This window comes from Loktanella sp. D2R18, assembly GCF_003318235.1.
Classification (GTDB): Bacteria; Pseudomonadota; Alphaproteobacteria; order Rhodobacterales; family Rhodobacteraceae; genus Yoonia.
In genome coordinates this window covers 12,964-26,987 of record NZ_QOCG01000002.1, presented here as the reverse complement: position 1 = coordinate 26,987, position 14,024 = coordinate 12,964, and the positions used below count along the sequence as shown (strand labels likewise).

Here is a 14,024-nt window from a genome sequence, read left to right as displayed (position 1 = left end):
CGATCCACATTGGCCCATTAAATCAGGGCGTATCGCGAAATCCAAGTGGTTTGCTGCAGATCAAAATACGTCGATTTGCAGATAGCCCGCGTCAGGAGAGACCGCTTGCAGGCTTCGCACGACTTTTCCTTGCCGATTTACCCAATAAATGTTGGAAAATGTAAAGTTTTCTCCGGTGCAGGTTTCTTTGAAACGCGTGGCATTGATCGCGACTTCCGCGCGGGTGAAAGTCTCAGTTCCCTCGGAAACGATGCTACATTGCAACAGTTCTGAGGATATGCCGTCTTGATCGGTGATGTAATCCTGTCGCCGCTCTGCGGTTCCACCGCCGCTTCTGATCGCTGCCCAAGATTGCGCCACTTCTGCGCCCATTAAATCACGCGGTAGCCCACGGGTAGCAGCGACCAGACCGTTTTCGAATGTCACGCTGACATTGCTTTGCCCAATCCAAGTGGTGCGGTTGCCGTTCTGCCCAGCCTGCACGAGCGACGACCACGCCCCTTGGTCACGGATATTTAAGCGTACATATTTGCCCGGATTCGCCTGCATTTCTGTCGCTGGCACAAGCGCATTTGCGGGCGCGGCAGCCGCAGCATCTTGGCCCGTGACCAAGCCTGCGACGCGCGCACCAATGCCGCTTGCACCCTGTTCGCCACAAGATGCCACCCCCAGAAACGCGCCAAGTACCGCGCCAATCTTAATCAACTGTTTCATCGCCAGAACCGTCCCCAGGTATCGTTCAGATCATCGTGGTGCGCATCCCGCACAATATTGTACAACCGCCCATCGACATTCAGCATTGCGCCGCCATCGCCCGAACGCGTGCGCAGCGTCGTGCCATAGTCTTTGCGGCTTGGTTGACCAGTCAAGAAATCCTGCGGGATCGTGATACGCACGCCCTTGTTGTAGGACCCATCGCCAAAATCTTCGTAGCTGACCTCGGTTTGGCTCACATAAGCGCTGATTTGAATACCGTTATCATATTCGCGGGCCAACGTGACCCGGCCGCCCCAATCCCCCGCAAGGTACCGTCCGAGGTCGAGTTGCGAATGAATGCCATCGCCAAAATCATAATAGGCCGACACATGTCCAGTCAGCACATCGTAGTCATATTCATCAAACCCAAACCCAACGTCCGTGTCGCGTTGTGCAACATAGTTCAGCTCTGCACCAAATCCAAAGCTGCTCTCGACTGGCTTCCACAGCAATTCGGTTGAGACCCCGCCATACATGGTTTCAAGGTAGCCCGCGCTGACACGACTATACAGATCGGTACCGGGGCGCCCGTAGTGGGTAATCGCAAGGCTTTGCAGCACCGGAACCCCATCATCGCCATAATATCCGCCATCGGTTCGCACATTTTGCAGCTCAGGTGTGGTATCCGCAACTGGGTCTTTGCCGTCATTGTTCAAAAGGCTTTGCACTATCGCGCCTGAAACCACTGTTTGTGGCGTGATTTGGTAACGCGCGCTCAGCTTAAGCCCACCATCAACCGACATTGATCCATCCGTGCTCAGCGAGTTTAGCGTAAAATACGGACTAATTCCCCAACTAAACGCCGGGGCATCTGTTTCAATCCCCATGAGGCCAGCATCGCTACCTGCGTCTGAAAACTGCGCCCGTTCAAACATCGCCTCGGATGCGCCACCGCGGTTTTCCAACGCCTCTAGGTCGCTACGCTGGATAGTTGTCGCCGAAAGCGGGATGCCGCGTTGTTCAGGTTCGAGAATAAAGGTTTCAACGGATCCGGGCATTATCTGCGTCATCATCCGAGAAACGCGGCCCAAGGCCTGCGCTTGCGACCGATACCGGGTGTTGACGTAACGCACACGCGCCGTAGTGTCGGTCACCTCAAGGCCGGTCAAACGGATCCCTTCGATTTCAAGCAAAGCTTGCAACGCCGCACGCAACCCCGCTTCGGGGAGCGCACTACGGTCCCAGGTTTGCGCCGCACGCGCGTTTGCGCTGCGCACCTTGATCGGCGCAGGCGCGCCTTCAATCCCGCTCATCCCGGGGCGGTTATTCGCATTCAAAACAAATGTGGCCGAAAGCGAAATTTCACTGCTGTGCAGTGACGCCAACGCAACCTGCACCCCATCGGCAGGGCGGTAGGTAACGCCAAAATTATACGGGCTGTTCACATCCAATACCGGCGCATAGGCTTCTTGCGGATAGGCGATTGACGAATACTCAGCCGTCACACCCCATTTGTCGTTAATTTGATAAGACGCCCCACCAAAAAACGCTGCATCCCCGGCAAACCACTGATCCGTCGCCAATTGGCCTTCCGGGGTCGTTTCATCAAATGTGGGTCGCGTTGAGCGTCCGCTAATTGGGTTATCAAACCCCTCATGCGTGCCCATCGCCCCCCAGCCAAGACCCGCCGTCACCGCCAGATTGTCGCCAATAGATTTGGTTGCAACGACATATTCAGACTGAAACCGGCCGGGATTCAAGAAATCACGCATGCCAATGGCCACCGCAGGCAAATATTCGGACTCATTGATCAGCCGATATTGCAGGCTAAAGGAGCGTTCAAATTGCCCATCGTCGATCCCAACGCCTGTGCCGTCATAAAGGTCAGTAACCGTGTAGCTCGCGCTGCCAGAAAGCCGATCGGTCAACTGTCCGGCGAAGTTGAGACGAAATAGCCCATCACGCATCACAATCGTACTTGCAATTTCACCTTCCGGGGCGCTTTGCGCGATTGGCATATCGACCAGCCCGGGCAGCCCAAATTGCCCATAGCTCAGGTCGGTAGTTTGGGCCGTTGCCTGATGGCAAATCACTGTTGTCAAAGCTGTTGTCGCAAGAAATGCTTTTGCTCGCATAATCGGTACTCCGTACTGCCGTTAGGCGTATCTAGCGCGCCGCACTACAGATTGCTACTGTGGCTTGCGTATTCTATCGCAGCATGTGCGGCTTTTGCGCCAGTCGCTAGGCAACCGGTAATCAGATAACCACCTGTTGGGGCCTCCCAATCTAGCATTTCACCTGCACAAAACACCCCGGGCCGCCCCCGCAGCATGAAACCATCTGTCAGCGCATCGAACCCGACTCCGCCAGCCGTCGAGATTGCCTCGTCGATTGGGCGCGGACCGTTGTGCGCGATTGGCAATGCTTTGATCAGGGGGCCAATGTCATCCGGCATGGGCCGCCCAAATTCCATGAGCAGCGCAATCCGCAGCGGATCAAACTTTAGCACCTTGCGCAAATGGTTTGACAAGCTGAACTTGCCGCGCGGCTTCGCGAGTGCCGCGCGCACCCGCTCAAGCGACCAATCGGGCAATAGATCCAGATACAGCTGCGCGCCCAGCCGCAGCGGTTTGGACAGCATATACACACCGCCGCCTTCGATCCCTTGTGCGGAAATCACGAATTCACCGCGTGTGTGTTGGTCACCTGCGGACAACATGCAGGCTTTGACGGGTGTACCAAAATGGCGTTCCATATGGTCTGACCAATTGATCAACATCCCCATGTTCGCCGGGGCAAAGGGGGTTACGGCGTCTGCGGGTAAATACTGCACCCACGCGCCATCAGACCCAAGCCGCGCCCAGCTAGCGCCTCCCAGCGCGAGGATAATGACCTTGGGAGACAAATTCTGTTCGCCTTTAGGTGTTTGGAAAACCGCAGCGTCATCCTGCCAACCCGTCCAGCGCCAGCGCGTGTTAAGCGTCACCCCCATCTCATTCAACCGCTTAACCCACGCGCGCAACAGCGGCGACGCCTTCATGGCGACGGGGAATAGACGCCCCGTTGATCCGGTAAACAGCGGCTGACCCAACCCTTGCGCCCATGCTGCCACCGCATCCGGGCCAAAATCCATCAGCGCATGACGCATCATGGGCGGCACGTCACCGTAAGCAGCTAAAAACTGATCCATTGATTCCATTTTGGTCAGATTGAGACCTGATTTTCCGGCCATCAGGAATTTCCGACCGACCGAAGGCATCGCATCCGCTATCGTCACGGAAAGCCCGGATTTCGCCAATACCTCTGCCGCCATAAGCCCGGCAGGGCCTGCCCCAATTACCAGCGCATCGGTCACGTTGTGGGGATCATAGATTTGATGGCCGCGACATGGCGCGGATCCGCCTGCATCACATTCTGTGTCAATTGATCAACCTGCGCTGACAAGGCATCAGCAGGCACAATGCGGTCAATGAGCCCCCATTGCAGCGCCTCTTCGGCCAATATCTTTTGCCCCGCCATCAGGATCATCTTTGCACGCGACGGCCCGACCAATGCAGTCAATCGGCCAGGATCAGAGGCCTGAGGAAGATAACCGAGCTTCATCACCGGATAGAAAAATTTGGCCGTCGGAACCGCGATACGTAGATCACAAGCCAATACCAACCCCATCGCCCCGCCAGCGGCGGTGCCATTCAGCGCGGCAATCGTCAGGCCGGGCAAAGCGGCAACCGCATGTGACAATCGCTGCCACACCGGATCAACTGCAAGCCCAGCGCGCGCCTGATCAAGATCAGCGCCAGCGCTAAAAACAGCACCTGTTCCGCTAAAAATGACGACTTTTGCCACGGTCGCCCGCTCTGCGATTTCGGCCAGCTCAACCAACATATCGCGGGTCAGCGCACCGGCTTTTTCAGGGCGATCAATTGTTACACGCCACAGGTCGCCCGATACTTCGCACTGGATCATACGAGCCCGACCTGTTCACGAATGGATGGTTCACGCAAACTGACATCAAGCCCCATATAAGCGTCGGCAGCAGGTGAGCACATCCACGCAAGCGTCTTCGCAGGCCATTCAGGCGGGATATGATCAGACCAGTCAAGCTGACTGACCGCATTAACCCCCGAAGCCTTGATTTCGCGCTGCATTTGGGTGGCGACGGTACCCGGCGACAGCCCCATAATCCGAATACCTTTTGCGCGATTTTCAAGATCAGCGCCACGGGTCAGCATATACGCGCCGGCCTTAGAACTGCAATAAGCGGTCCACCCTTCGACAGGGCCATGCGCGGCCCCGGATGAGACATTAATGATTGTTCCATGCCCTTGGGCAATCATGCCCGGCAAAGCCGCGCGCATCCCGTACATGACACCCTTGAGATTAATATCGATCGCGCGCGCCCATGCTTCTGGATCAGCATCGGCCAAATCACCAATAGGATCAACGACACCAGCGTTATTGATCAAGATATCCAACCCACCAAACGTCTGTGCAGTGGCGTTCACGGCGGCTTCCACTTCTGCATGACGCGATACGTCACAAGGGATCGTAAGCGCCTGTTCACCAATCTCACCGGCAATCGCGGCAATTTCGTCGGTGCTACGCGCAACAAGAGCCACATTCGCACCGCGGTCGGCGAATTCACGCGCGGTCGCGGCGCCAATACCCCGGCTTGCGCCCGTAATCAGTAAGGTTTTCCCGACCAAATCCATATTTTTCATGCCCATCCCTTTCGGTAAGCAACTTTGATGATTAAGTTATAACCCAATACCCGAACACTGGCACGACTCAATCGTGCCACACAAGAATCGGGGTGTATTTAACCGAAGGGAATTTGGAATGAACCATTCAATGAAAATGCGCAGCGCCGTCTGCATCGCTGCATTGGTCGCCGGTGGCGCCGCCCACGCTGACGTCACAGCCCAAGAGGTTTGGGATAGCTGGCAAGAACAGATGGGCATGTTCGCGGCCGCTGATATTACAGTCGGCTCAGAAGAAATGTCCGGCGACACACTGGTTGTGTCCGGCCTATCAGTCAGCACGGCTGCGCCAGAGATAAGCACTAGCTACACCATCGATGAAATTCGTTTCAGCGAAGACGGTGATAACGTCGTTATTACAATGTCTGAATCCTATCCAATCACTTTCAGCCCTGAGAGTAACGTTGAGATCAACTTGGAAGCGACCAATTCCGGCCTTGAAATGATCGTTTCCGGCGATGTCGATGCGATGAACTACGAAATGACCGCCGATAGCATTGCGATCGCGCTCAAAGACGTTGTTGACGGCGACATGACCTTTACCGGCGACGCGCAAATCGTTTTGAACGACCTTTCTGGCAACTATACCACCGTTAAAGACGCGCTGATGACAGTCGATTACGACATGGCGATTGCTTCGATGGATATGCTTGTTGATATCCAGCTACCCGGCGGGAACGGCGAATACATTACCGGCGGCGGTAAAATCATGGGCATGAATTTGGATGCTACAGTTGCCATGCCACTGGACGCAGATTTTGAAAACCCTGAGATGCTGTTCGCGGATGGGTTTGCCGTAAATGGCGGGTATACCGTAGAAAGCGCAGACTACATTTTTGACGTAAACGCAGACGGCGATCAATTGGCGGGTTCCGCCACAATGGGTACTGCTGACTTTGCGATCTCTGCAAGCAATGCTGCGATTGTCTATGACGTATCGGCCAAGGACGTCGCTATTTCTGCGACCGGCTCCGAAGTACCATTCCCAATCGAGCTTTCTTTCGCGGAATACGGTATTGGCTTCGAGATGCCGCTGGGCAAATCTGACGCGCCGGAAGACTTCCGTATGAGCATCGATCTGATCGATATGGCGATCAATGAAATGATCTGGGGTATGATCGACCCGGGCAATATCTTGCCGCGCGATCCGGCCACTTTGCAGATCGGCTTGTCTGGCACAGCCCAGCCAATGATCAACATGATGAACCCCGAAGAACAAGATTCGCTGGAATATGGCGAACTGCCGTTCGAGCTGAACACATTGTCGCTTGATACGTTGAATGTTTCGGTTGCGGGTGCCGCTGTGACGGGTTCCGGCGATTTTACGTTTGACCCAACCGACACGCAGACATTTGCGCCGATGCCACGTCCCGAAGGTGAAGCAGCCATTAAGGTCAACGGCCTGAACCAACTGATCGACAATCTGATCGCAATGGGTCTGGTCCCAGAAGAGCAGGTCATGGGCCCACGTATGATGATCGGCATGTTCGCGCAAACCACGGGCGAAGATCAGCTTGAAACCTCTCTAGAGGTCAACGGCGAAGGTCATGTTCTCGTCAATGGACAGCGCGTGAAATAAGCGCCATACTTGAACTTGAAAGGGCGCGTCGGGCAACCGGCGCGCCTTTTTTCGTTAGTAGACCATAGGATTTTTCGTGACATACTGTATTGCCCTACCCGCCACGCTTGCCATCTTTGGCACCCCCGCAATTGCAGACATCACCTCAGATGATGTCTGGGCGAACCAGAACGCGCTTTACACCGCTTTCGGCTTGCAGGTCTCTGCGGATCGCATCCGAGAGGGATCAACTGTATTTATCAACGATATGGTGATGACCTATGCGTTACCGATGGGGTTTGGTGAAATTTCAATCAGCGTGCCACCTATGACGATGGTGGATGAACCAGACGGCACCGTCACAATGACCTTGCCAAAATCTATGGATTACACGCTGGCGGCCACAATTCCGATGGTCGAGCCAGAACCGATCCAAGCCACGATGAACCTACAACAATCTAATATGCGCATGACGGCAAGCGGCGAACCGGGCGTAATCACCTATGATAGCGTCGCAGGTGTCGGCACCGCATCACTAACATCTGCTTCTATGTTTCCCGACCTCGCTGAAATGGTTTTCGGCTTTACTGTTAACAGTGGTGGCTACACTGTGGTTTCAACCGTCACCGAAGGTGAAATGATCGCGGTCACCACTGAATATGTCGTGGAGCCAATGACATATGAATTCATGTCAGATTTTGGCGAAGGCCAATCAACTGACACAAATACCATTGGTCGCACGCAAGTTTCCACAAACTCTGCAATCCCTGCCGAAGGGTTTGATCTGTTGAACCTTGCCCCTGCATTGCGTGCGGGGATGTTCATGCAAAGCACGCAAACAACAGAATCTGTACAGGCCGAGCATGTCACAATGGCGAACGGTCAGGTGTTCATGGCGCTCGCGCACCAGTGCGGGCCAGCGACCTATAATTTTGGCCTTTCGGATCAAGGGCTAGTGTTTGCCGGAATCGGCGATGGTTGTGAAATTTCAGTCCAGGAAACCCAAGCAACCCAGATAGCCGGGATTCCCGGCGAGATCGATATTGTGGTTGGCGCCACGGTTGCTGACATTATCGTTCCGCTGCTCAAGTCCGACACGGCCCAAACCGCGCGCTATCACATTGGCTTTGATGACCTCACAGTTTCTGAAAATACTTGGGCTATGTTCGATCCCGATCAAGTCCTTTCTCGTGACCCAATGGATATGAACATCGACCTTTCAGCAGGCCTGACCTACAACGTCGAATGGCTCGATTTCCTGAACATCGAAAATGAATTGATGATCCAACAAACTCCGGTCGAACTGCATGATTTGCGGATTGATGCCTTTGATATCGCAGGTACAGGGGCATCGCTGGCAACGACGGGCGCATTTGCCTTTGACATGACCGATCTCGACACGTTTGATGGCATGCCGCGCCCAACGGGTGCTGCCGGAATGACCGTGACAGGCGCGCATGCTTTGCTAGATAATTTGATCGCATTAGATCTATTGAACAGTGACGATGTCTTTGGAATGCGCATGGGGCTCGGTATGTTTACGCGCGATGATGGTAACGGCACGTTAACCACTTCTGTGGAAATCGACGATGCCGGCAGCGTGCGTGTGAATGGCGAACGGGTCAGATAGGCTTGCAGCATATGGTTCGGCACATTAGGTCATGGGGAACAAAGGATTGCCCATGACCCAGCCTCTATCCAACCTGACCCAGCAGCTTTTGGATGCCGCCCGCCGCGCCGGCGCGGATAGCGCCGATGCAATTGCAGTGGATGGCACATCCGTTTCTATCGACGTGCGTGCAGGCGCGCTCGAACACGCTGAACGGTCCGAGGGCGTGGATATTGGGCTGCGGGTTCTGGTTGGCCAGCGTCAAGCCTGCGTGTCCTCATCCGACACCAAACCAGATACGCTGGTTCAAGTCGCCGAACGCGCGGTCGCCATGGCCAAAGAAGCCCCCGAAGACCCCTATGCTGGGCTAGCCGACGCCGCACAACTGGCGACCGATTTAGAAACTGCGCGGCTCGAACTGTTCGATCCAAGTGAAGAACCAGACCCGGCCGCACTGCAAGACGCCGCCGCACGCGCCGAAGCCGCAGCGCTACGCAATACGGACATTAGCCAAGTACAATCTGCATCCGCAGGCTATAGCCGTCGCCGCATCCATCTGGCCGCCAGCAATGGGTTTTCTGCCGGTTATGCCCGGACCGATAGCGGCCTGTCATGTGTCGCAATTAGCGGTACAGGCGCTGCGATGGAACGTGACTATGACTATGACAGCCGCGTGTTTTACACAGACCTGCGTGACGCCGATGAAATCGGCACAATCGCCGCTTCACGTGCTGTTGAACGCGCAGGTGCGCGCAAGCCGAAAACGGGCGCTTACCCGGTTTTGTTCGACGAACGTATCGCCAGCGGCTTGATCGGACATTTGCTTCAGGCCACCAATGGCATGATGATTGCGCGCGGGTCGAGCTGGCTGCGCGATGCCTTGGGCGAACAGGTTTTGCCCAAAGGGCTGTCAGTGATCGAAGACCCGCACCGCGCGCGCGTGACTGGATCCAAACTATTTGATGCCGAAGGACTGCCAACTTCGCGGCGCGCAATCGTAGATGATGGGATGTTGACTGGCTGGACGCTTGACCTTGCCACTGCGCGCAAACTGGGGCTGCAAAGCACGGCGAACGCGGCGCGTGGCACAGGCGCACCACCCAACCCAAGCCTAACAAATGTTAGCCTGACCCAAGGCACGCAAAGCCGCGATGATCTGATCAAACAGATGGGCACCGGGCTATTGGTGACCTCTATGATCGGGTCCACGATTAACCCCAATACAGGCGATTATTCGCGCGGGGCATCCGGTTTTTGGGTGGAAAACGGCGAAATCACCTATGCGGTGAACGAATGTACCGTCGCTGGGAACCTGCGCGATATGCTGATGTCGATTATTCCGGCCAACGATGGGCGCGGGCATCTATCGCGCGTTGTGCCGTCGCTATTGGTTGAAGGGCTTACCCTTGCCGGAGACTGATCTTGCGCTTTTGACCGCGGCCGCCCGTCAATCGGGCGACATTGCGATGCGATTTTTTCAGCAAAACCCGGCTATCACCGATAAGCCCGATGGGGCAGGCCCGGTGACAGAGGCCGATCTCGCTGTTGATACGATGCTTTGCGAAGAGCTGCGCAACGCCAGACCCGATTACGGTTGGCTGTCCGAAGAAACCGAAGATAACGACGTCCGCATGACCACAAAGCGGCAGTTCATCATTGATCCAATCGATGGCACCCGCGCGTTTATCGAAGGCGGCAAAGATTGGTCACACGCCTTGGCCGTTGTTGAAAACGGTCAGGTGGTCAGCGCAGCCGTCTATCTGCCTGTGCGCGACCTGATGTATACGGCAACGCGGGGCGGTGGGGCCATGCTGAATGGCACCCCAATTGCGGCGTCCAAAGCGACCATCGACGGCGCGACAGTGCTCGGCGCAAAGCCCAACTTTGAAGGGCGAAATTGGCGCGGCGGCGTCACGCCACCAATCAAGCGCGTGTTTCGGTCGTCGCTTGCATACCGCTTGTGTCTTGTGGGGCAAGGACGGTTTGATGGTATGATCACATTACGCCCAAGTTGGGAATGGGACATTGCCGCAGGCGCGCTTATCGCATCAGAGGCCGGCGCCAATGTCACCGATCAACATGGGCTTGCGCTTGGGTTCAATAATCTGCTTCCCAAGGTGCCCGGTGTTTTGGCCGCTGGCCCTGATTTACACGGCAATCTTGCCGAGTTGCTTGAGCCGCGCCACGCAAACCCGTAGACTGTAGCTAACCGCAATTTTTACAAAGGTTTTCTTATGACCCAGCGCCTACACCTCGTTTTCGGTGGCGAATTGATCGATCCGACAAAAAACGCGTTCAAAGATGTCGATGCAATCGACATTGTTGGCATGTTTCCGGACTATGAGACCGCGTATAATGCATGGAAAGGTGCAGCCCAGCGCACGGTAGATAACGCACATATGCGCTATTTCATCGCGCATATTCACCGTCTGCGCGATGAAGAAATCGCGGCGTCATCCACAGAAGAACTTGGCGGTTAAGCCTCGCTTGGATAGTTAGACATGGCGCGATCCCTGTCCATTGCTGCCTTTTTGGCAAGCCGGGGGTCGGCCGACCTACCGACGCGCCTTTTGGAATATCCCGCCCGGCCTGACGGCGTGGTGATTTGGGCGCGTTGCACCCATGCGGATCAGCTGACTGCGATTGAAACGCTGGGCCGTAAAGTCACCGTTGATGGCGACCCGATTACGATCATCCCGACCATCCGCGAATGGACCCATGCCATCGGCGGCCGCGCGATCCAAGAACCCCGTAGCAAAGAAACGATCCGCGAATTTATCGCACATTGGCAGCCTACGTTAGGGGTTTGGGTGCGTGGTGATCTTGACCCTTTGTTGATGGATGAAATGCGCGCGGCAAAGATGCATTGTGTTCTTGTCGACGCCAATGGGGACGGGCTTGAACAGGTCACTGGCGGATGGGTGCCCGGAGCGATGCGATCGCTTTTATCACAGTTCGAAGCCATCTTGGCGCTAGATCAAAACGCAGCGGACCGCCTGATCCGGGCGGGCACCCCCCCCGAAACAATCATTGTGTCTGGCGCGATGGAAGACTGTCCACCACCGTTACCTTGCGATGAAACTGACCGGCAAGCACTGGCTAAGGCAATTGGCACGCGCCCCACATGGCTTGCCGCTGCGGCGCATCTGTCGGAACTTAAAGATCTTAGCCGCGCCCATAAACAAGCCAGCCGCCGCGCGCACCGGCTGCTATTCGTGATCGCGCCGCGGAACCCCCGTGATGCCTATACCTTTGCCGAAGCTATGCGCGAGCAAGGGTTCTATGTGGATATGCGCTCTGAAACGCCACTACCGACCGAATTGACCCAAGTATATGTCATCGACACCGAAGATAATCTCGGGCTGTGGTACCGCATTGCGCCTATCACGTTTATCGGCGGGACCTTACGTGGGGGCGGTTGTCGCGATCCATTCGAGGCAACCGCATTGGGATCTGCCGTTTTATACGGCCCTTTGGTTGCACCGTTCCAGCGACACGCCGCGCGGCTCAATGCTGCCGGCGCCTCGCGGTTGATCCGGAGCAGCAATGATCTGGGCGCAATTATCGAGATTTTGCTTGCCGTTGATAAGACCGCCGAACTGGCCCGTGCCGCTTGGGACGTCACATCACGCGGGGCCATCGTAAGTAACCGCATTGCAGATTACATCCGCTTACGGCTTGAAGAATTGGGGTATTAAATGCACGCACCGTCATTTTGGTTCACAGCCCCTGATAAGCCCGCCATTACCGCGCGCCTTTTGTCCCCATTGGCTGCGATCTATGCGGGGCTGACGGCACGGCGCTTGCACCAGCCACCCATGATTCAGGCGACAGTCCCGGTGATTTGCGTGGGCAATATCAACGCAGGTGGCACCGGCAAGACACCCACAACGATTGCGCTGATTGAGCGGCTCAAGGCCCGCCGACGCACGCCGCATGTGGTGTCGCGCGGCTATGGCGGGAACCTCACCGGGCCTGTCCAAGTTGACGCACACGGCCACACGGCAGAACAAACCGGGGATGAGCCGCTCTTGCTCGCGGCCTTTGCCCCGACATGGGTGTCACGGGACCGGGCCGCAGGGGTTGCCGCCGCCCAAGCCGCTGGTGCCGATGTGATTTTGTTAGATGATGGGTTTCAAAACCCAACGGTGGCCAAAGATCTATCCATCGTAGTCGTCGATGCGATGCGCGGATTTGGCAACGGCAGGGTGATCCCAGCAGGCCCCTTGCGCGAACCCGTCAAAACCGGCTTAAAACGCGCTGATTTGGTGCTGTCTATCGGGCCTGACAAGGCGCAGGACGGCTTTGCAAATGACTGGGACTTCGATCAACCGCATCTTCGCGGCGCATTGGCCCCGCTCCCGACCGGCATGCCATGGAAAGGGTTGAGGCTGTTGGCCTTTGCCGGGATTGGTCACCCTGAAAAATTCTTTAGGACGCTGCGTGAAATGGGGGCCGATGTGATCCGGGCCGAAGCCTTGGCCGACCACCAACCATTGTCCGATGCGTTGATGAAACGGCTAGAGGTCGAAGCCCAAACGCGCCACGCACAACTGGTCACGACAGAAAAAGACGCGGTGCGTCTGCCAGAAAGCTTTCGGATGAAAGTCGTCACCCTGCCCGTCCGCTTGGAGATCGCAGATTGGACGGAAATTGACGCCGCCTTTGATCGGCTAGGGCTATAACAGCAAAAGGCGGGCCTATTGACCCGCCCTTTTTCAGTTTTTAGCGCGGTTAACCCAGCTTTTCATCCAGAATTTCTGCGAATTCATCGTAGTTCATGTTCGAATAGTTTTCACCGTCGATCAAGAAGCTTGGGGTCGACGAAATATTGTCGCGGTCGGCATTCTCTTGGTACCAAGTATAAAGCGCCTCAGCCTTTGCCGCATCGCTAAGGCAGGCATCAAGTGCGGCATCGTCAAGCCCGGCTGTTTTTCCAAGGCGGCGCAGCTCTTCGATAATGATCGTCGGGTCACCACTGGCGAGCCATGTGGATTGCTGTTCATAGATCACGTCTGAAAAGGCGAAGAAGAAATCAGGATTATCAGTGCAACGCGCGATCATAGATGCCCAAAGACCGGGACGGTCAAAATACACTTCGCGGTACACAAACCGGATTTTGTTGGTATCGATATAGTTCGCTTTCAACAACTGGTGCTGATTGGCATTAAAGCTCGCGCAATGTGGACAAGTGAATGACGCATATTCAATGACTTCGACATTCGCCATTGGATTGCCTTGGACCATTTCCATGATTTCAGGCAACTCAGCCGGCGCTTCTTGGGCATTTGCGGCACCGGGCAAAAGACCCGTTTGTTGATTGCGTGGCATCAGGCCCATGCCCGCGCCCACAGTCAAAATGGCTGCACCACCGGTCGCCAATAAAGTTCTACGTTTCATA

General features: G+C 55.7%; 13 protein-coding genes. 7 read left to right on the top strand and 6 right to left on the bottom strand.

The features are described from left to right. Positions 1–60 precede the first annotated feature (60 nt). From DS901_RS00205 to DS901_RS00185, 5 genes are read right to left on the bottom strand one after another with little or no spacing between them, the layout of a single operon-like run. On the bottom strand, positions 61–714 hold the full coding sequence (locus DS901_RS00205) for a YjbF family lipoprotein (protein WP_113774915.1): 654 nt from the start codon (positions 712–714) through the stop codon (positions 61–63). Continuing rightward, positions 711–2,831 (bottom strand): YjbH domain-containing protein, encoded by a 2,121-nt coding sequence (locus DS901_RS00200; RefSeq protein WP_113774914.1) that lies wholly within the window; start codon positions 2,829–2,831, stop codon positions 711–713. Before DS901_RS00200 ends, DS901_RS00205 begins: the two co-directional genes overlap by 4 nt. Before the next feature lie 44 nt (positions 2,832–2,875). Next, entirely contained in the window at positions 2,876–4,051 is a 1,176-nt protein-coding gene (locus DS901_RS00195; protein WP_113774913.1) for a TIGR03862 family flavoprotein, read from the bottom strand. Beyond that, the gene (locus DS901_RS00190) at positions 4,048–4,662 is read right to left on the bottom strand and encodes an enoyl-CoA hydratase/isomerase family protein (RefSeq protein ID WP_113774912.1); all 615 of its coding nucleotides are present in this window, start codon (positions 4,660–4,662) and stop codon (positions 4,048–4,050) included. The genes DS901_RS00195 and DS901_RS00190 overlap by 4 nt, the downstream gene beginning before the upstream one ends. Then, complete coding sequence (locus DS901_RS00185) at positions 4,659–5,417, bottom strand: SDR family oxidoreductase (RefSeq protein WP_113775048.1); 759 nt, start codon at positions 5,415–5,417, stop codon at positions 4,659–4,661. The genes DS901_RS00190 and DS901_RS00185 overlap by 4 nt, the downstream gene beginning before the upstream one ends. Before the next feature lie 118 nt (positions 5,418–5,535). Between DS901_RS00185 and DS901_RS00180 the strand changes: the two genes are divergently transcribed. The 7 genes from DS901_RS00180 (at position 5,536) to lpxK (ending at position 13,308) form a co-directional block, all read left to right on the top strand. Further along, entirely contained in the window at positions 5,536–7,035 is a 1,500-nt protein-coding gene (locus DS901_RS00180) for a DUF2125 domain-containing protein (protein WP_258546607.1), read from the top strand. Between the two features lie 76 nt (positions 7,036–7,111). Beyond that, positions 7,112–8,644, top strand: coding sequence for a DUF2125 domain-containing protein (locus tag DS901_RS00175; protein ID WP_113774911.1), 1,533 nt, complete (start codon positions 7,112–7,114; stop codon positions 8,642–8,644). A gap of 52 nt (positions 8,645–8,696) precedes the next feature. After that, positions 8,697–10,043: a TldD/PmbA family protein gene (locus DS901_RS00170; RefSeq protein WP_113775045.1), complete on the top strand. Its 1,347-nt coding sequence runs from the start codon at positions 8,697–8,699 to the stop codon at positions 10,041–10,043. Beyond that, positions 10,030–10,821, top strand: a complete 792-nt coding sequence (locus tag DS901_RS00165; RefSeq protein WP_113775046.1) for an inositol monophosphatase family protein — start codon at positions 10,030–10,032, stop codon at positions 10,819–10,821. The genes DS901_RS00170 and DS901_RS00165 overlap by 14 nt, the downstream gene beginning before the upstream one ends. 36 nt (positions 10,822–10,857) lie before the next feature. Then, complete coding sequence (locus DS901_RS00160; RefSeq protein ID WP_113774910.1) at positions 10,858–11,103, top strand: DUF4170 domain-containing protein; 246 nt, start codon at positions 10,858–10,860, stop codon at positions 11,101–11,103. Positions 11,104–11,124: 21 nt separating this feature from the next. Further along, positions 11,125–12,321, top strand: a complete 1,197-nt coding sequence (locus tag DS901_RS00155) for a 3-deoxy-D-manno-octulosonic acid transferase (protein ID WP_113774909.1) — start codon at positions 11,125–11,127, stop codon at positions 12,319–12,321. Then, positions 12,322–13,308 carry a tetraacyldisaccharide 4'-kinase gene (lpxK, locus tag DS901_RS00150; RefSeq protein WP_113774908.1) on the top strand — a complete coding sequence of 329 codons (987 nt, stop codon included), beginning with the start codon at positions 12,322–12,324 and terminating at the stop codon, positions 13,306–13,308. A 49-nt stretch (positions 13,309–13,357) separates the two neighbouring features. Here lpxK and DS901_RS00145 read toward each other — a convergent pair whose 3' ends face one another. Beyond that, positions 13,358–14,023, bottom strand: a complete 666-nt coding sequence (locus DS901_RS00145) for a DsbA family protein (protein ID WP_113774907.1) — start codon at positions 14,021–14,023, stop codon at positions 13,358–13,360. Position 14,024 lies beyond the last annotated feature (1 nt).